The organism is Brachybacterium endophyticum, assembly GCF_003130585.1.
GTDB classification, from domain to species: domain Bacteria; phylum Actinomycetota; class Actinomycetes; order Actinomycetales; family Dermabacteraceae; genus Brachybacterium; species Brachybacterium endophyticum.
The window spans coordinates 148,683-165,398 of sequence record NZ_QFKX01000003.1; the positions used below are offsets into that span (position 1 = coordinate 148,683).

The 16,716-nt window shown below is 72.0% G+C and carries 22 protein-coding genes; 10 read left to right on the forward strand and 12 right to left on the reverse strand.

Annotation, left to right across the window (positions count from 1 at the left end; all coding sequences use genetic code 11):
- Entirely contained in the window at nucleotides 1–759 is a 759-nt protein-coding gene (locus tag DEO23_RS09545; RefSeq protein WP_109275796.1) for an NUDIX hydrolase, read from the forward strand.
- 22 nt (nucleotides 760–781) lie between these two features.
- Here the strand turns inward: DEO23_RS09545 and DEO23_RS09550 are convergent, their stop codons facing one another.
- Both DEO23_RS09550 and DEO23_RS09555 read right to left on the reverse strand, forming a co-directional pair.
- A complete protein-coding gene (locus DEO23_RS09550; RefSeq protein WP_109275797.1) occupies nucleotides 782–1,273 on the reverse strand; it encodes an SRPBCC family protein in 492 nt (163 codons plus the stop codon).
- Nucleotides 1,248–1,616, reverse strand: a complete 369-nt coding sequence (locus DEO23_RS09555; protein WP_109275798.1) for an ArsR/SmtB family transcription factor — start codon at nucleotides 1,614–1,616, stop codon at nucleotides 1,248–1,250. The genes DEO23_RS09550 and DEO23_RS09555 overlap by 26 nt, the downstream gene beginning before the upstream one ends.
- Nucleotides 1,617–1,761: 145 nt before the next feature.
- On the opposite strand from DEO23_RS09555, the gene DEO23_RS09560 reads away from it, so the two are divergent.
- Nucleotides 1,762–2,475: a dienelactone hydrolase family protein gene (locus DEO23_RS09560; RefSeq protein WP_109275799.1), complete on the forward strand. Its 714-nt coding sequence runs from the start codon at nucleotides 1,762–1,764 to the stop codon at nucleotides 2,473–2,475.
- Nucleotides 2,476–2,541: 66 nt separating this feature from the next.
- Here DEO23_RS09560 and DEO23_RS09565 read toward each other — a convergent pair whose 3' ends face one another.
- Nucleotides 2,542–3,183 (reverse strand): DJ-1/PfpI family protein, encoded by a 642-nt coding sequence (locus tag DEO23_RS09565; protein WP_109275800.1) that lies wholly within the window; start codon nucleotides 3,181–3,183, stop codon nucleotides 2,542–2,544.
- A gap of 57 nt (nucleotides 3,184–3,240) precedes the next feature.
- A complete protein-coding gene (locus DEO23_RS09570) occupies nucleotides 3,241–3,783 on the reverse strand; it encodes a DinB family protein (RefSeq protein ID WP_109275801.1) in 543 nt (180 codons plus the stop codon).
- A gap of 111 nt (nucleotides 3,784–3,894) precedes the next feature.
- On the opposite strand from DEO23_RS09570, the gene DEO23_RS09575 reads away from it, so the two are divergent.
- A complete protein-coding gene (locus tag DEO23_RS09575; protein ID WP_109275802.1) occupies nucleotides 3,895–4,629 on the forward strand; it encodes an SDR family NAD(P)-dependent oxidoreductase in 735 nt (244 codons plus the stop codon).
- 16 nt (nucleotides 4,630–4,645) lie between these two features.
- Here the strand turns inward: DEO23_RS09575 and DEO23_RS09580 are convergent, their stop codons facing one another.
- Nucleotides 4,646–5,077, reverse strand: coding sequence for a VOC family protein (locus DEO23_RS09580; protein WP_109275803.1), 432 nt, complete (start codon nucleotides 5,075–5,077; stop codon nucleotides 4,646–4,648).
- 142 nt (nucleotides 5,078–5,219) lie between these two features.
- Between DEO23_RS09580 and DEO23_RS09585 the strand changes: the two genes are divergently transcribed.
- The 3 genes from DEO23_RS09585 (at nucleotide 5,220) to DEO23_RS09595 (ending at nucleotide 6,906) form a co-directional block, all read left to right on the forward strand.
- On the forward strand, nucleotides 5,220–5,732 hold the full coding sequence (locus tag DEO23_RS09585; protein ID WP_165831794.1) for a mycothiol transferase: 513 nt from the start codon (nucleotides 5,220–5,222) through the stop codon (nucleotides 5,730–5,732).
- 59 nt (nucleotides 5,733–5,791) lie between these two features.
- Nucleotides 5,792–6,322 carry a DUF3253 domain-containing protein gene (locus DEO23_RS09590; RefSeq protein WP_109275804.1) on the forward strand — a complete coding sequence of 177 codons (531 nt, stop codon included), beginning with the start codon at nucleotides 5,792–5,794 and terminating at the stop codon, nucleotides 6,320–6,322.
- 65 nt (nucleotides 6,323–6,387) lie between these two features.
- Complete coding sequence (locus tag DEO23_RS09595) at nucleotides 6,388–6,906, forward strand: GNAT family N-acetyltransferase (protein ID WP_109275805.1); 519 nt, start codon at nucleotides 6,388–6,390, stop codon at nucleotides 6,904–6,906.
- Nucleotides 6,907–6,920: 14 nt separating this feature from the next.
- Here the strand turns inward: DEO23_RS09595 and DEO23_RS09600 are convergent, their stop codons facing one another.
- From DEO23_RS09600 to DEO23_RS09610, 3 genes are all read right to left on the reverse strand, one after another.
- Nucleotides 6,921–8,195: an MFS transporter gene (locus DEO23_RS09600; RefSeq protein ID WP_205678926.1), complete on the reverse strand. Its 1,275-nt coding sequence runs from the start codon at nucleotides 8,193–8,195 to the stop codon at nucleotides 6,921–6,923.
- Nucleotides 8,192–9,070 carry an alpha/beta fold hydrolase gene (locus DEO23_RS09605; RefSeq protein WP_109275806.1) on the reverse strand — a complete coding sequence of 293 codons (879 nt, stop codon included), beginning with the start codon at nucleotides 9,068–9,070 and terminating at the stop codon, nucleotides 8,192–8,194. Before DEO23_RS09605 ends, DEO23_RS09600 begins: the two co-directional genes overlap by 4 nt.
- Nucleotides 9,071–9,232: 162 nt before the next feature.
- Nucleotides 9,233–10,117 (reverse strand): aldo/keto reductase, encoded by an 885-nt coding sequence (locus DEO23_RS09610; protein ID WP_109275807.1) that lies wholly within the window; start codon nucleotides 10,115–10,117, stop codon nucleotides 9,233–9,235.
- Nucleotides 10,118–10,360: 243 nt separating this feature from the next.
- Between DEO23_RS09610 and DEO23_RS09615 the strand changes: the two genes are divergently transcribed.
- Complete coding sequence (locus DEO23_RS09615; protein ID WP_109275808.1) at nucleotides 10,361–11,116, forward strand: VOC family protein; 756 nt, start codon at nucleotides 10,361–10,363, stop codon at nucleotides 11,114–11,116.
- A 21-nt stretch (nucleotides 11,117–11,137) separates the two neighbouring features.
- Here DEO23_RS09615 and DEO23_RS09620 read toward each other — a convergent pair whose 3' ends face one another.
- Together DEO23_RS09620 and DEO23_RS09625 are read right to left on the reverse strand one after the other, a co-directional pair.
- Nucleotides 11,138–11,557 (reverse strand): YccF domain-containing protein, encoded by a 420-nt coding sequence (locus tag DEO23_RS09620; protein ID WP_109275809.1) that lies wholly within the window; start codon nucleotides 11,555–11,557, stop codon nucleotides 11,138–11,140.
- Between the two features lie 72 nt (nucleotides 11,558–11,629).
- Nucleotides 11,630–12,700, reverse strand: coding sequence for a cation diffusion facilitator family transporter (locus tag DEO23_RS09625; protein WP_109275810.1), 1,071 nt, complete (start codon nucleotides 12,698–12,700; stop codon nucleotides 11,630–11,632).
- A 240-nt stretch (nucleotides 12,701–12,940) separates the two neighbouring features.
- On the opposite strand from DEO23_RS09625, the gene DEO23_RS09630 reads away from it, so the two are divergent.
- Nucleotides 12,941–13,840 carry a class I SAM-dependent methyltransferase gene (locus tag DEO23_RS09630; RefSeq protein WP_109275811.1) on the forward strand — a complete coding sequence of 300 codons (900 nt, stop codon included), beginning with the start codon at nucleotides 12,941–12,943 and terminating at the stop codon, nucleotides 13,838–13,840.
- A gap of 464 nt (nucleotides 13,841–14,304) precedes the next feature.
- On the opposite strand, the gene DEO23_RS09640 is transcribed toward DEO23_RS09630, so the two are convergent.
- Together DEO23_RS09640 and DEO23_RS09645 are read right to left on the reverse strand one after the other, a co-directional pair.
- On the reverse strand, nucleotides 14,305–15,093 hold the full coding sequence (locus tag DEO23_RS09640; RefSeq protein ID WP_109275813.1) for a fructosamine kinase family protein: 789 nt from the start codon (nucleotides 15,091–15,093) through the stop codon (nucleotides 14,305–14,307).
- Between the two features lie 38 nt (nucleotides 15,094–15,131).
- Nucleotides 15,132–15,392, reverse strand: coding sequence for a VOC family protein (locus tag DEO23_RS09645; protein WP_205678928.1), 261 nt, complete (start codon nucleotides 15,390–15,392; stop codon nucleotides 15,132–15,134).
- Between DEO23_RS09645 and DEO23_RS16095 the strand changes: the two genes are divergently transcribed.
- On the forward strand, nucleotides 15,384–15,521 hold the full coding sequence (locus DEO23_RS16095; protein ID WP_165831786.1) for a hypothetical protein: 138 nt from the start codon (nucleotides 15,384–15,386) through the stop codon (nucleotides 15,519–15,521). The genes DEO23_RS09645 and DEO23_RS16095 overlap by 9 nt on opposite strands.
- Before the next feature lie 118 nt (nucleotides 15,522–15,639).
- Nucleotides 15,640–16,641: a CPBP family intramembrane glutamic endopeptidase gene (locus DEO23_RS09650; RefSeq protein WP_109275814.1), complete on the forward strand. Its 1,002-nt coding sequence runs from the start codon at nucleotides 15,640–15,642 to the stop codon at nucleotides 16,639–16,641.
- Nucleotides 16,642–16,716 lie beyond the last annotated feature (75 nt).

The following is a 16,716-nucleotide window of genomic DNA, read 5'->3' on the forward strand; positions in this document are numbered from 1 at the left end:
ATGCCCGGCAGCACCGCTCCGGCCGGCTACGACGCCGGCAAGTACCCGCCCTTCGCGGTCACCGTCGACCTCGCTGTCTTCACCATCCGTTCGGGGGCCCTCAGCGTCCTGCTGGTCCAGCGCGGATCCGACCCCTTCGAGGGCAGCTGGGCGCTGCCCGGTGGCTTCATCGAGCCCGACGAGGACGCCGCCACCGCCGCCTCCCGCGAGCTCGTCGAGGAGACCGGCATGGAGGACGCCGGTTATCACCTCGAGCAGCTGCGCACCTACTCCACGCCCGACCGCGACCCCCGCATGCGCGTGGTCTCCGTGGCGCACGTGGCCTTCGCCCCCGACCTGCCGGACCCGACGGCGGGCGACGACGCCGCGTTCGCGCGCTGGTGGGTGGTCGAGGAGATCCTCGGCGACCCCGACGCCCCGCAGCTCGCGTTCGACCACCGCGAGATCCTCACCGACGCCCTCGAGCGGGTGCGCGCGAAGCTCGAGTACACGACGTTGGCCACGCAGTTCCTCGCCGAGCCCTTCACCCTCGCCGAGCTGCGCAGCGTGTACGGGGCGGTGTGGGGCGTCGCTCCCGACCGCGGGGGCTTCATCCGCAAGGTCCTCTCGACCGACGGGTTCATCGTGGCCGACGAGCACACCGCGGAGGCCGATCCCCGCCCTGCGCTCTACCGGCGCGGGACGGCGACCGACCTCCAACCTGCCCTGCTCCGGCCCCGTGCGGGGGAGGGGCCGGGCGAGGACGAGCCGGACAACTGACCCGGCCCGGCCCCCGTTCCGCTCAGCCCGCGACGAGCCCGTCGATCTGGTCGATGGATTCGCGCGAGCCCTCCTCGACGCCCATGTCCAGGACCTGCTGCAGGCCCTCGCGCGAGGGATGGACCGACACGTAGACCGCGCGGGTGCCGCCATCGGCTGCCTCGAAGGTCGCGGTGTTCTCGGCGACCGGGAGGTCGGTGTTGACGGCGAAGTCGTTCTCCGCGTCCGCGAAGCCGTCGCGGTAGCGGAAGAAGCGGGGCTCCTCGACCTCGAGGATCTCCCAGAAGCCCCCGTACTTCTCGCCCTCGGGGCTGGTCATGTAGTAGGTCATGCGCCCGCCGGGCGTGAGGTCGTGGTCGACGAACGTGGCCGGGTACGTGGGCGGTCCCCAGACCTTCTCCAGCTGGCGCAGGTCGGCGTAGATCTGCCAGATCCGTTCCACGGGCGCGTTGAACCGGGCGGTGATGGTGATGGTCAGGGCGTCGAGGTCAGTGCTGATGTCGGTGACCGGCATGGTCGTCCTCCTCCTGGGAGCCGGCGTCGACGAGGCCGTCGATCCGGGAGACATGGCCGCGCCAGAGCTCCTCGAGCTCGCGCAGCAGATGAGCGGCCGAACGGACCGCTTCGACGTCGCCCCGGGCGAGAGCCTCCCGCCCCCGGCGACGCTTGGTGACGAGGCCGGCGCGCTCCAGCACGTTCACGTGCTTCTGGACCGCGGTCAGGCTCATCTCGTACATCGGCGCCAGCGCCGACACCGAGCTCTCCCCTCCCAGCAGTCGGCGCAGGATGTCGCGCCGGGTGCGGTCGGAGAGCGCATGGAAGACCGCGTCGGTGCGGTCCTCCGTGGGTGTGCGCATGGACAGAATGTACAACCAGTTGGTTGTAGGTTGTCAAGAGGGTGGCGGGGCGACGGGCCAGGTTCGGGGTGGGGGCGTCGCCGTAGCCGGCTCCGGGAGGTACGGGCCGGAGTAGCCTCGGATCTCCGAACGGCGGAGGTGCCCCATGCCCACCATCCAGATCGACTCGCCCCGGGCGCAGACCGCGGAGCTCGAGGGGTACCTCGCCGTGCCGAAGGGCGGTGACGGGCCGTGGCCCGGCGTGCTCGTGATCCACGAGGCCTGGGGCCTGGACGACGAGACCCGCGGCGCCGCGGACCGCCTGGCCGGGATGGGTTTCCTCGCGCTCGCCCCCGACCTCTACCGCGGGCACCCGATCCGCTGCATCCGCGCCGTGGCGACCGCCCTCGGGCGCGGCCACGGGCCCGCCTTCGACGACCTCGAGGCGTCGCGATCGGCGCTCGCCGACCGGGAGGAGTGCACCGGCGACGTCGGCGTGATCGGGTTCTGCATGGGCGGCGGCTTCGCGCTGCTGCTGGGCACGACCGGCCGCTACCGCGCCAGCTCCGACAACTACGGCCAGCTGCCCGAGGACCTCTCGGTGCTGCGGAACTCCTGCCCCATCGTGGCCTCGTACGGAGGGCGGGACCGGATGCTGCGGGGCACGGCGGACCGACTCGACGCCGCCCTCGAGGAGTACGGCGTGAAGCGGGACGTGAAGGAGTACCCCGACGCCGGACACGCCTTCCTCAACGATCACCGGAACGGCCCCGTGGTCATCCGGCCCGTCCTGCGCGCGATGCACGCCGGGCCGGAACCGGCCTCGGCCGCCGACGCCTGGGAGAGGATACGCGTCTTCTTCGACGAGCACCTGCGATAGTCGCCGCGGGCGCGGAGGTTCCGACGAGCGCTCCCAGGCCCGCCGACGCCTGGAGTCGTCTCGTGCTCAGCTGCCAGGACGCTCCGCTGCTCCCGGGCCCGACGAGTCCTCGTCCCAGCGCGGCGGCGCCGGGTCGTACTCGATCCCGCGCTGGACCTCGATCGCCCGCGTCGGGGAGACGAGCCGTCCCACGAGGTGCAGCGCCATGTCGATCCCCGCCGAGACCCCGGCCGAGGTCACCACGTCGCCGTCGTCCACCCAGCGCTGCCCGCCGCGCACGTCGATGCTCGGGTCGATCTCGTGCAGCAGGTCCAGTGACCGCCAGTGCGTGGTCGCAGGGCGTCCCTGCAGGAGGCCTGCCCCCGCGTAGACCAGCGAGCCCGTGCACACGCTCGTCATCAGCTCCGCATCGCCGGCTACCCGGCGGATGCGCTCGAGGTGCTCGGGGTCCCGATAGAGGGTGCGGGTGCCGCGGCCACCCGGATGCAGGAGCACGTCGATCCGCTCCAGCTCCTCGAGGGCCGTCGTCGGCGTGATGACCATGCCCTTCGCGGCCGTGATGGCCTCGCCGCCCACGCTCGCGGTGACGACCCGCCAGTCGTCGTCCGGGAAGTTCTGCGTCCAGAAGGCGAGGACCTCCCAGGGGCCCACGGCGTCGAGCTCCTCGACCCCGTCGAACAGGAGGATGGCGATGGTGCGCGCAGTCATGGGTCGATCCTCGCCGCTCACGCGTGCGGACGCCAGACCCGCCTGCGGTGGATCGGCCTATTCGCCGGTCTCGCCGTCGATGGACTCCCGCAGCAGGTCAGCGTGGCCGTTGTGGCGGGCGTACTCCTCGATCATGTGGGTCATGATCCAGCGCAGGCTCGGGCCCGGGCTGCCGCCTTCGCGGCGTCGTGCGCGAGCGCCGAGACCCTCCGCGTCGTAGGTGCGGGCGGCCAAGGTGCGAGCGCGCGCGACGCACTCGTCCCACAGGGCGCGGACGTCGGCGGGATCATCCGTGCGCCCGGTCTCCCACTCCCAGTCCGGCCGTGTCCGCCAGTCGACGGACGCCCAGGGCTCCCGCAGCGGCTCGTCGTGCAGGTCGCGGCTGAACCAGTCGTCCTCGACGTACGCCAGGTGCTTCATCATCCCGCCCAGGCTCATGCTGCTGGAGGGCAGGCGACGGCCCAGCTGCTCGGCGTCGAGCCCGCTGCACTTCCAAGCGAAGGTGGCGCGCTGGTAGTCGAGGAACCCCGAGAGGGTCTGCCACTCGTCGGCGTCGATCAGCGGCTCGGGGCGCCCGTGCTCGTCCAGTTCCGGTGTCATACCAGGTGAGCGTAGACCCGGGTGCCATCGTGCGGAGGGCCTCTGGCGAGAGACGTGAGCGCACGCGTATCGCCGGGTGCTTCGGTGAGTGCACCGCAGTACGTTGTGACCATGCGACGTCCAACGGCAGTGATCACCGGCGGCACCCGCGGGATCGGACGAGCCACCGCGCTCCGGCTCGCCCGCGAGGGATGGGACGTCGTCCTCGGATACGCCCACGACGACGAGGCGGCCGCGGCCACGGCCGCCGAGGTGCAGGCGCTGGGTGCCGAGTGCCGGACCATCCGCGCCGACCTCACCGGCGAGGACGGCATCGACGAGCTGTTCGACGGCGCGATCGCGTGGGCGGGTCGGATCGACGGCGTGGTGAACAACGCGGGGGCGACCCTGCATATCGGCACCCTCGCCGAGACGCCGGTCCCGACCATCCGGCGCGTGATCGACCTGAACCTGACATCGGCCGTCCTGGTGGCCCGTCGGGCCGTGAAGGACCTGGGGGAGGGCGGTGTGCTCGTGAACGTCTCCTCCGGTGCGGCCACCACGGGATCGCCCGGCGAGTACGTCCACTACGCCGCCGCGAAGGCAGGGGTCGACGCCCTCACCAAGGGGCTCGCCATCGAGGTCGCGCCCCAGGGCCTGCGTGTCGTCGGTGTCGCGCCCGGCACCATCGAGACGCGCGTCCACGCCGATGCCGGCGACCCCGGCAGACCGGAGAGGGTCGCCGCGCGGCATCCGACGGGCAGGATCGGCCGCCCCGAGGAGGTCGCCGCGGTGATCGCATTCGTGCTCTCGGAGCAGGCGAGCTATGTCGCGGGGACGACCGTGCGGGTTGCGGGCGGTGCCTGAGGACCGCCTTGCCCGTTCAGCCGAGATCGGGAATGGTCAGCGAACCGTCCTCGGCAAGGGGGAAGCCGGGGTTGTAGGCGACCTCCCAGAGGTGCCCGTCGGGATCCGCGAAGCAGCCGGCATAGCCGCCGTAGAACGTCTCCGCGGGGGCTCGGGTGACGGTCCCGCCTGCGGCTTCGGCCCGGGCGACCAGGTCGTCGACCTCCTCGGCCGAGCGCTGGTTCTGGGCGAGTGCGATCCCGTCGAATCCGTCGCCGGCACCCCTGGCGCTGACACCGGAATCCTCGGCCAGCTTCTCGCGGCTCCACAGCACCAGCCCCAGACCGCCTGCCTGGAAGAACACCGTCTCCTGGATCTCCTGGCCCCGCCATCCGAGTGTCTCGTAGAACGCCGTCGCGCGCCGGAGGTCGTCCACGCCGAGGGTGATGAGGCTGATGCGTTGGTCCATGGTTTCTCCTGATCAGGCGGTCCTGCTCCGTGACGCCGAGCTGCTCGCTCTCGTGGATGAGCCTAGACGTGAGCGCCACCCGACCCAGGGCCAAGGAGCGGGAAGCCTTGTCAGAGTCTCCTCGGACGACCACAGTGAGGCCATGACTCCGCAGTCGGCACTGCTCAGTGAGGACGCTGCCGCGTCAGCGCTCCTCGACGCTCTCGATGCAGAACGTGCTCACGTCCTCGCGACGGTCCGTGCCATCGGCGATGCCGACGCCACTCGGGTCATCCCCCCGGTGACCTGGAGCATCACGCGAATGCTCGGCAAACTGACCTTCGACGACGAGATCTTCTGGATCGGCGCCGTGCTCTCGGGGAACGCCGAGGCCATCTCGTCGCTGCGCAACGGGTGGACGGACGGCGCGACGAGCCTGCCCGAAGCGCTGGACGACTACCAGCGGGCCGTCGAGTCCAGTCGGTCCGCGCTGGAGTCCTTCGACCCGTCGGCCCCACCTCGGTGGACACCACCGCCGGACGTCTTCGGAGGCGCGGTACCGGCTACTCAGGCCGCGCTGGTGACGCGGGTCCTCGTGGAGACGGCGACCCACGCAGGACACCTCGACATCGTGCGCGAGAGCATCGACGGCCACCGCCATCTCGTCGTCTCCTGACGGCAGGGAACCTCCAGGTGTCTCTCGCGTCGGCGCTCGGAACGTGCCACTCTCGGCTGATGACGCGCACGAAGGCAGCAGCCGCACGGGGTGACTCCTCCGATCGTCCCGCCCCGCAGCACACGGCCGACGGTCACTACGTCGTCGTCGACGGTCGGCGCTGGCGCGCAAGTGATCCGTCGATCCCGGAGTCCCTGCGCCAGGAACTGGTCGACGAGCTGATGGCCGCTCGCCGCGCGGTGCGCGGGAAGGAGACGGATGCGCGTGCCCGCGTGCAGGACGCGAAGGTGGCGCTCGGGGAGCGCGGAGCCCCGTGGTGGGAGACGCCGGAACCTGAGGAGCTGCGCGAACGGATACGCGCGAGCCTCCGTTCTCTGCTGCGCAAGCGGGCCGGCTCCACCATCTGTCCGAGCGACGTGGCGCGCATCGTGGGCGGGCCCGGTGAGACGTGGCGCGGTGCCATGGACGAGGTGCGCGAGGTCGCCGCGCAGATGGCCGACGCCGGCGACGTGGTCGTCACCCAGAAGGGGCGGGCAGTCGATGCCCGCACAGCCCGCGGGCCGGTGCGCATCGGCTTCCCCGTGGACTGATCACGCGCTCCGCGCGCCTTTTCGTCGGCATCCCATCGGTCTGGACGGGATGCGAGGATCTGGGCATGATCGCCACCCTCCCTCTCCCCACGCAGCTCGAGACCGGTGCCGGAGCCGTGACTCTGCGCGCCGCGTCGACCGAGGATCTGGAGGGTCTGATGAAGCTCCTGGCCGACGATGCGATCGGGCGCGGCCGTGGCGATCGCGCCGAGGGGGAGGACGCCGAGCGTTACCGCAGGGCGCTCGCCGAGGTGCTCGCGGACGGCTCGAACGAGCTCGTCGTCGGGGTGCAGGAGGACGCGCCCCTGCTCGCGATGTTCCAGCTCACGCGCATCCCTGGACTGTCCCGTCGCGGCGTGACCCGGCTGCAGGTCGAGAGCGTGCGCGTCGCTCGCGAGGCCCGCTCACGAGGCCTGGGCGCGGCCATGATGCGGTGGGTGCTGGAGGACGCGGCGCCTGCGGTCGGCGCGGAGCTGGTGCAGCTGACGTCGGACGCGGAGCGGGAGGATGCGCGCCGCTTCTACGAGCGCCTGGGGTTCGTGCCGTCCCACATCGGCTTCAAGGCGAACGCCGCACAGTCGTAGCAAGAGTCCGGCGCTCAGCCTTCCCGCGCCACGTCCTCCGGCGCCACCGAGCGGAACCGCCCGCTGAGCGGCAGCATCAGCAGCGCCGCGAGCAGGGGGCCGATCGCGAGGGTCACGAACGCGGAGTACACCGAGTCGGTCGCCGCGAAGATCGCGCCCACGACCGTCGGCACCACGACGGACCCCAGCTGCCACACCGCGTTAAGCGTGCCGGCGGCCGACCCCGCCTCCTCGGCGCCCGCGTAGTCCAGGATCAGCGCGTTCTGGATGGGCGAGTAGCAGTAGGCGGCGAAGCCCAGCACGGGCGCGGCGATGTAGAAGGCGGGCAGGGAGCCCAGGGTGCCGAAGATCAGGAGCATGATCGCGAACAGCACCAGGATCCCCGCGGCGAGGTACTTGCGGTGGAAGCGGATCCGGCCGGCGACCAGCCCGATCACGGGCTTCATGATCACCGCGGTGATCGCGAACAGGGCGACGATGCCGCCGGCGTGCACGGGGTCGATGCCCTTGCCCTGGATCATCAGGGTGTTGGACCAGGTGATGAACCCGTAGGTGCCCCACAGGGAGAAGAACCCGGCGATGCCCAGCACGATCAGGTCGCGGCTTCCCAGCACGCGGCCCAGGCGCGGGGTGTGCGGGGCAGCGGGGGTCGCGAGCTCGGTGCCGGCGGCCTGGGGCGGCCGCGAACGGTGCAGCACCGCGATCACCAGACCCAGCACGATCGAGATCGCGCCGAACAGGTGGTAGGAGAGCCGCCAGCCGTGCTCGGCGATCATCGTCGGCACCACGAGGTTCGCCACGACGGTGCCCAGTGACGTGGCGGTGGTGAACAGGCCGACGGCGAAGGTCCGCTCCCGCCCGCTGAACCAGGCGGAGATCGACTTCGCGCCTGCTGCGTAGTCGGCGCCGGCGAAGAAGCCGACCAGGGCCTGGGCGAGCAGACCGAGCGCGAAGGACTGCACGCTGCCGAAGAACACCATCCCGGCGCCCGCGAGCACCATCGAGGCGGTGAGGACCACCCGCGGCCCCACCCAGTCCGAGGCCAGCCCGCCCAGGAAGTTCGAGACCACGTAGCCGACGTAGTAGCAGGTCGCGAAGACGCCGAGCGAGGCCAGGGCGACGCCGAGGGCCTGGCCGACGCTGGGCGCCGCCGGGCCCCACACGGAACGGTCCAGCGAGGTCATCGTGAAGGCGGCCCACGCGAGCACCAGGATCAGCCAGCGGCGCGGGTGCGGGGCGGCGATCTTCGCGGCATCGGCGGGCGCGGCGGAGGGGGCGGGTGAGCTCATCGGGTCTCCTTCGACGTCGATGTGGGGGAGTGGGGGTCCGCCGTGGCGGTGGGTGAGGAGGTCGGTGCCGGATGGGCGACCGTGCCGGCCAGGAACGGCAGCACCTCATCGAGCACGGGCGCACTCGGGGCGAGGGTGGCGGCGTGGGTGCGCCCGGGCAGGGGGACGAAACGGGCCGACGGCATCACCGAGGCCGCTTCCTGCGACTCCTCGAAGCGCGGATGATCGCGGTCACCGGCCATCCACAGCGCGGGCACGCCGCAGGCGGCGAGCTCGTCCTCGGGGATGCCGGGCGTCGACTCGGTGGCGGTGAACAGGGTGGCCATCGCGAGGGGGTCGGCGGCGAGGAATGCGGTGCGGGTGCCCCGGTCGCGACGGTCGGTGACGTCGGGCCCGAGGCCCTGGGCCCGGCAGAAGCCCTCCATGCCCTCGCTGCGCAGGGTCTCGACGGTGCCGGGGAAGAAGACGGTGTCCACCGATCCCTGCTGCTGCGCGGCCGAGCCGCCGAGGGAGACCAGGTGCGTGACGCGATCGGGGCGGCGCACGCTCGCGGTGACGGCGATGCGCGCTCCCAACGAGTAGCCCATGAGGGCCGCCTGCTGAATGCCCTCGGCGTCGAGCACGGCGAACAGATCATCCACGAACGCGTCCTGGGTGTAGGCGTCGGCCTGGTGCGGGGCGTCGGAGCGGCCGTGTCCGCGCAGGTCGATGCGGACCACGGTGTACCCGGCCGCCGTCAATGCGTCGACGTAGCCGTAGGCGCGCCAGATGGCGCGCGAGAGGACCGAACCGTGCAGCAGGACGACGGCGGGACCGGAGCCGGTGACGTCGTAGGCGATGGCCACGCCGCCGGCGGGGGAGGGGACTTTCGGCACGGGCTGACGGTAGTCCCGGCGTGCGCGGGCGGCAAAGCCGTCCCGTGCGTGGGACGCGGGGCGCCCCGGACGTCGGCGAGCCCGGCCGACGGGGACGTCGACCGGGCTCGCTGCGGGAGATGTGCTCCCCGGGGGAGACATGCACCCTGCCGCTGAGGGTTCTCAGATCTCGACGGGCGACTCCTCGACCTTCCCGAGCTGCGAGAGGTCCTCGGGGTCGAGCTGCACGTCCGCGACGGCGAGGTTGTCCTCGAGGTGCGCGATCGAGGAGGTGCCGGGGATCAGCAGCACGTTCTCGTACTGGGCCAGCAGCCACGCGAGCGCCACCTGCGTGGGCGCGACACCGTGCTTCTGCGCGACCGCGGTGACGTGCGGATCGGCCGCGATCTTCGCGGGGCCGCCGGTGAAGGCCGAGCCCAGCGGGAAGTACGGGACGAAGGCGAGGTCGTGATCGCGGGCGACCTCGAGGGCCTCCTGCCCCGAACGGTCCAGGATCGAGTACGGGTTCTGCACCGAGACCACGCCGGCGAGGTCGACGGCGCGTCGCACGGTGTCCGCCGAGACGCTGGAGACGCCGATCTCGGCGACCTTGCCCTGCTCGCGCAGACCCACCAGGGCGGCGAGCTGGTCCTCGAGGGCGGGCTCCTCGCTGCCGGGCGCATCGAGCTCGTAACGGCGCAGGTTCACCATCGTGAGGCGATCGGTGTCCAGGGCGCGCAGGTTGGCCTCGACCTGCTCGACGAGCTGCTCGGGGCGGCCGGCGGGGAGGAACTCACCCTTCTCGCTGCGCTCGGCGCCGACCTTCGTGACCAGGCGCAGGTTCTCGGGATAGGGGTGCAGGGCCTCGCGGATGAGGTCGTTGACCACGTCGGGCCCGTAGAACTGGGCGGTGTCGATGTGGTCCACGCCCAGCTCGAGCGCGCGGCGCAGCACGGCGCGGTTGTTCTCAGGATCCGCCGGCGGCCCGAAGACACCCGGTCCTGCCAGCTGCATGGCGCCGTACCCGACGCGCTTGACGGTGAAGTCTCCGATGTGTCCAGTGCTCATGCCGCCATCCTGCGCCTGTGTCGGCGACGGCGCCAGCGGGTGCGCTGTGAGCGGACGGCCGGTGAGCGACGGAGCCGCGGTAAACCCCTGGCCCGGACCGCGGGACCCGCGTAGATTCACGCGCCATGAGCACCCGGCCCGCCTCCCGACCTGCGACGGCCGACGAGATCGACCTGCCGACCGCGCGTCTGCGACCCGCCGAGGGTCCTGAAGCTCCCGGATCCGCCGCCTGATCGGCGTGCCATGTACCTCGAGAACATCGTGGTCGATGCCCTCGACCCGCGCGCCCTCGGCTCCTTCTGGGAGGCGCTCCTCGGGACGCGGCGACTGACCGACGGGCCCGAGGGCCTGGAGACCCGCCTGCACCTGAGCCCGGCGGGCGGGGAGGACGGGCCCTTCCTGGACCTGTGCTTCCAGCCGGTGCCCGAGCCTCCGCGCGAGCCCCTGCGCCTGCATCTCGACCTGCTCGGCGGGTCGCGGCAGGAGCAGGTGGTGGCGCGGGCACGAGACCTCGGAGCCCGCCCCCTCGACATCGGCCAGGGCGCCGTGCCCTGGGTGGTCCTCGGAGACGTGGAGGGCAACCCGTTCTGCGTGATGGAGGAGCGCGAGGTCTACTCCGGGACCGGTCCCATCGCGGCGCTGCCGCTGGATTCCGCCGATCCCGCACGCGACGCCGACTTCTGGAGCCGGCTGACCGGCTGGGTCGCGACCGACGGCGTCGCCGGGGCGTCGCTGCGTCACCCCTCGGGCGTCGGCCCGCTGCTCGAGCTCTGCCAGGAACCGGCGCCGAAGCCCGGCTCTCTCGCAGACGGCGGGAAGAATCGGATGCACCTCGACGTGCGCCTCGAGGCGGGGGAGGACGCGGACGCCGTGGCCGCCGAGATCCTCGCGCGCGGCGGCCAGGGGCTCGACCCCGACTGGGGCGAGCTGCCCTGGCGCGTGTTCACCGACCCCTCCGGCAACGAGTTCTGCGTGCTGCCCGCTTCGTCAGGGGATTGAGCGATCCCTCTCCCGGAGACCTCAGCGGGCGGTCGGGAACATCTGCGCGCGGACGTCGGAGGTGGAGATGACCTCCTTGCCGAACGGGAAGCAGGTCACGGGGATCAGCTTGAGGTTCGCCCAGGCCAGCGGGATGCCGATGATCGTGACGGCCTGCGCGATCGCGGTGACGACGTGGGCCACCGCGAGCCAGAGCCCGGCGACCAGGAACCACACCACGTTGCCGGCCGCGCTCATCGCGCCGCCGCGGTGGGTGTCGACGACCTCGCGGCCGAAGGGCCAGATCACGAAGCCCGCGATCCGGAAGGAGGCCAGGCCGAAGGGGATCGTCACCACCAGGATGCAGGCGATGATCCCGGCCAGGACGTAGCCCAGGAACAGCGACCAGCCTGCGGTGAGGAACCAGATGATGTTCAGGATCAGGGTGAGGATCGAACGCATGCCTCGATCGTAGGACCGTCCCGTCGGACCCGTCGATGGGGGTACCCCCGGGGTGACCTCCGGTCCGGGACGTCAGCGTTCGTCGGCCCCGTCGTACCAGTCCGGCAGAGGCCCGGGTCTCAGGCGCGTGCTGTCCCCGGGGCGGGCGAGGGTGAGCAGAGCACGCTCGACGTCCTCCTCCTGCTCGAGCAGATCCTCGACCGCCTGCACCTTCTCGCGCAGCTCGGACTCCTGGACGTCGCCGACCACGTCCACGCTCGCGACGACGAACAGCTTGTTCGCCCCGACCCACTCGGAGTGCAGGAAGGTCACGGCCTCGATGTCGGGATTCTCCTGGAGGATCCCCAGCATCCGGTTGCGCACCAGCGGCGTGCCTCCCTCACCCGTGAGCAGAGAGGCGTTGCGGACGATCAGGATCACCGCGACCACACCCAGCAGAACGCCGACGAGGATCGAGCCGATCGCGTCCCACACCGCGTTGCCCGTGATCTGGTGCAGGAACAGACCCAGGGCGGCGATCACGAGGCCGATCAGCGCGGCGGAGTCCTCGGCGAACACCGCGCGCAGCATCGGATCGGACGTGGTGCGCACGTAGCGCAGGGGGCTGATCCGACGCCGCTTCGCCCCGGACCGGGTCTGTCGCAGGGCCTGCACGAACGACGTGCCCTCGAACAGGAAGGACACACCGAGCACGACGTAGCCCCAGGTGTATCCGGCCTCCTCGCTGCCGCCCTCGGTGAGCGACGAGATCCCGTGCCAGACCGACACCCCGGCGCCCACGGCGAACAGGCCGATCGCGGCGAACATCGCCCACACGTACCCCGAGCGGCCGTAGCCCATGGGGTGGCCGGCGTCGGCCGGTTTGCGGGCCCGACGCTCGCCGATCAGCAGGAACACCTCGTTGCCGGTGTCGGCCCAGGAGTGGGCCGCCTCGGCGAGCATGGAGGCCGAGCCCGTGATCCCGGCGACGATCGTCTTGGCGATCGCCACCAGCAGGTTCGCGCAGAACGCGAGGATGACGGTGAGACCGCTGCCGGAGGACTGTTCCTTGGAGCCCGAGGATTTCGAGGAGTCGCCGTCGGGGCCGGAACCGGTGTCGTCGGCCGAGGGGGCGGCAGCGGATCCGCTGGTCGATGTGCTCATCGAGGGTCCTGTCCTTCGCGGTCGGGGCGGGGCGGGCGGGGTGTGGTCGGGGCGTGGGGCGTGGGGCGTGGGGCGTGGGGGCGTTGGGAGCGTCCCGACCGTGCGCCCCATTGTGCTCCCTGACCCGGTGGAGCGTGTGCCGGCGGGGCAGGGCTTCTCGGCGCGGCCGGCCGGCCGGCGGGTGAGTCGCATCCCGAGATCCGCGCTCGAGGGGATTGCGGCGCGCGTAGCGTCACGCCCATGAGCGAGTCCCACGGCGAGCAGGCCCCTGCGCATCAGCACGTGCATCCTGGCCACGATCACGCTGGCCACGATCACGCTGGCCACGATCACGCTGGCCACTATCACGCCTACACCCACGGCTACGAGGACGCGGTGCTCTCCTCGCACCGCAACCGCACCGCCCAGAACTCCGCGGCCCATCTGCTGCCGCACCTGCGCGAGGGCATGCGGCTGCTGGACGTGGGCAGCGGCGCCGGCACCATCACCGCGGACCTCGCCCGGATCGTCGGCCCGCAGAACGTGACCGCTCTCGAGGTCTCCGAGGAATCCGCCGCGATCACCCGCGCCGAGCTCGAACGCCAGGGCCTCGAAGGAGTCGACGTGCGCGCGGCCGACGCCCACGCGATCCCCTTCGCCGACGGGTCCTTCGACGTCGTCCACACCCATCAGGTGCTCCACCACGTCGCCGACCCCGTGCAGGTGCTGCGCGAGATGCGCCGGGTGACCGCCCCCGGCGGCATCGTCTCTGCCCGCGAGGCCGACTACGGGGCCTTCCGCTGGTGGCCCGAGCTGCCCGGTCTGGCGCGCTGGCGGGAGCTGTTCATCGAGGCGATGGAGGCGAACGGCGGGACCCCGGACGCCGGCCGGCGTCTGCTGGGCTGGGCGCTCGAGGCAGGTCTGGAAGGCGCTGAGCCCGGCTCGAGCACCTGGTGCTACGCGACCCCGGCCGACCGTGCCTTCTGGGCCGGCTCCTCCTCGCAGCGGATCACCGCGGGAGCCGTCGCCCAGCAGCTCGTGCGCGAGGGTCGCGCCTCCCAGGACCAGCTCGACGAGATCGGCGCGGACTGGCGGCGTTGGGCCGAGGACCCGGCCGGCTGGTTCGTGCTGCTGCACGGGGAGATCATCGCGCGGGTGTGAGGGGTGTCGGGCTGGGGCCTGTGGGGCAGGTGGGGACTGTGGGGCTGTGAGGCCGGTGGGTCGGCGGGGCTGGTGGTGTGCGGGACGGTGAGAAGTCCGCCGATGGCTCCGAGTGAGGTCTCGGAGGGACGGGCAGTCGGCCGATGGCTCCGGGTGAGGGCTCAACGCCTATGGAGGGTTGAGACCTCAGGGGGAGCCATCGAAGGCCACGCACCGCGTCCGGCTCCGGCGTTCGGACCTGTTCAGGTCGGCACGACCATGCGAACTTTCGTGCTGCGGCTGTCGGCCGATGGCTCCTGATGAGGGTTCAACTCCTATGGAGGGTTGAGACCTCAGGGGGAGCCATTGAAGAGCGACTTACCTCGTCCGGCCGACCCGAGGGTCCACCCGGTCGTCCCAGACGGCCATCCCAGCCGCCCATCCCAGCCGCCCACCCCAGCAGGCCACGGCAGACCGCCACCCGCTCAGCCCCCGAGCTCCCGCGCGCGCCGGGTGATGTCGCCGGCGACGCCGATCGCCTCGGCCGCGTAGCCGCCGCCGAACAGCACCACGTGGGCGAGGAGGGCGAAGAACAGGTGCGCGGGGAGGTCCTCGCGCCATCCGGAGGGCATCGGATGGGCGTGCTCGTAGCCGGCCAGGATCTCGTCGAGGTGGGGTGCTCCGAACAGGGTCAGCAGCGCGAGGTCCTCGAGGCGATGGCCGCCGTGGGCGGAGGGGTCGATGAGCGTGCCGCCCTGGTCGGTCCACATCAGGTTCCCCGACCACAGGTCCCCGTGCACGCGGGAGGCCTGCTCCCGGCCCTGGCCGCTGATCCCGTCGAAGGCGCCGCCCGCGATCGCGTCGATCGCCCGGCCCACGGCCTCGGACCCGTCGGAGCCGAGGCGTCGCGCGGCGTGGTCTGCCAGGGGACGCAGCCGGTCCTCGGCCCAGAAGGTCGCGAAGTCCTCGTGGACGGTGGTCGGCACCTCGAAGGGGTCCTCGAGCGGACCGAACCAGCTGGTGTCCGAGGGGGACGCGCCGAAGCCCTCGGCGCCGGCGTCGTGCAGGCGGGCCATGCGCTCGCCGAAGGTGCGGGCGTCGGCAGCGCTCGGCCGGGCGGGCTCGAGACGCTCGAGACGCAGGAAGTCCTCACCGACCTCGAGCACCTCGACGACGGGCACGGCGCGGGGCTCGGCGAGCCAGGTGAGCCCGGCGGCCTCCGTGGCGAAGAAGCCCTGCGGGGCGCCGGGACGCTGCTTGAGGTGATCAGCCATGCGCCCACGGTAGGTCCCGTGGTCGGCCGACGCAGGACTCATGCCCGGTCGGTGTGCATCCCGACGTTGATGACCGTGCCCTCGGAGTCCCGGTAGAAGAAGCGGGTGACACCCCACGGCTCGTCGGTCAGCGGGTGGACGACCTCGAGGCCCGATTCCTCGACCCTGCGGAGTGCCTCGTGGACGTCGTCGACGAAGACGGACACGGCCGGGTTCACGGGGGCCGTGGCGTCGGTCGTCATCAGGCTCAGCTGGGGACCGCGCTCGTCACCCAGAGTCGTGATCCACCCGTGCTCCATGAGCACCTCGAGACTGCCACCGAGGAGCACGCGACGAGCGAGGACGGATCGCGCGCGGGCGAGGACTTCCTGGAGACGGGCCGCATCACGCTGGACGCGGACACCCAGCAGAAGTCGCCACCCGAGTGACTGCCGGGTGCGCGGGGGCCAGATCCGGGGGTCTGCACCCCCGGCCCTGCTCGGGCCTGCCCGACGGTTTCGTCCCAGCCGGTGACAGCGCACTTGCGGCGTGCACATGATCAGCGCCATGAGCACACAGATCCCGGACCCCACCCACCATCTCACCCCCGTCGACCGCACCCCCGTCGACGGCGCCCCCGACGACCGCACCCCGGTCGACCGCAGCGACCGCCGTCGCTGGCTGCAGCTGCTCCTCGGCATCATCCTGTTCTTCGTGGCCGAGTTCGCCCTCGTCATCCCCATGATCCTGTGGTCCGCGCTGGCCCAGGTCGACGTCGTCGCCGGCCCGGCGCCGTCCTGGACGATGCTGGCCGGCGGGTGCTTCGGCGCTCTCGTCGCCCTCGGCGGCTTCCGGCTGATCGTCGGCCCGATCGGCCGCAGTCCCGGCCTCGCGCTGCGCGGCCGCGGGAAGCTCGCCGAACTCGCGACCGGCCTCGTGATCGGCACGCTGCTGATCTCGATCAGCGTGGGCCTGATCGCCCTGCTGGGCGGGTACCAGGTCAGCGGGTTCTCCCCCTCCCCGCAGCTGCTGGTCCCGCTCGCCCTGGGGGTCGGCGCGGGCTTCGTCGAGGAGATCCTGTTCCGCGGCATCCTGGTGCGGATTTTCGACGCGTGGCTGGGCAGCTGGGCCGCCCTCGCGCTGACCTCCGTGCTGTTCGGCTTGATGCACCTGACCAACCAGGGCGCGAGCCTCACCTCCGCGCTGGGTCTCGTGATCGAGGCCGGGGTCCTGCTGGGCGCCGCATACCTGCTGACGCGCCGGCTGTGGCTCGCGATCGGCATCCACATCGCCTGGAACACCGTGCAGGCCGGTGTGTATTCCTCGGACGTCTCCGGCACCGGGGCCCAGCACGGTCTGCTCGCCGCGCAGCAGGACGGTCCTGCCTGGCTGACCGGTGGGTCGATGGGCGTCGAGGGATCTCTCGTCACCGTGCTCGTCGGCCTCGTCGCGGGCGTGATCATGCTGGTCCTCGCCGTGCGGCGCGGGCATATGCTGCCGCGCGTGGCTGCCGAGGGGCGTGCCGCCGGGCGAGCGGGCCGACGTCACCCGGAGCGGGTGGGGGCCTGAGCCTCACGCCGACGAACCTCGCCCCGACCCAGCCTCGCCGCCTCAGCCGCGCCGCCCGCGCCGCCTCAGCCGCGA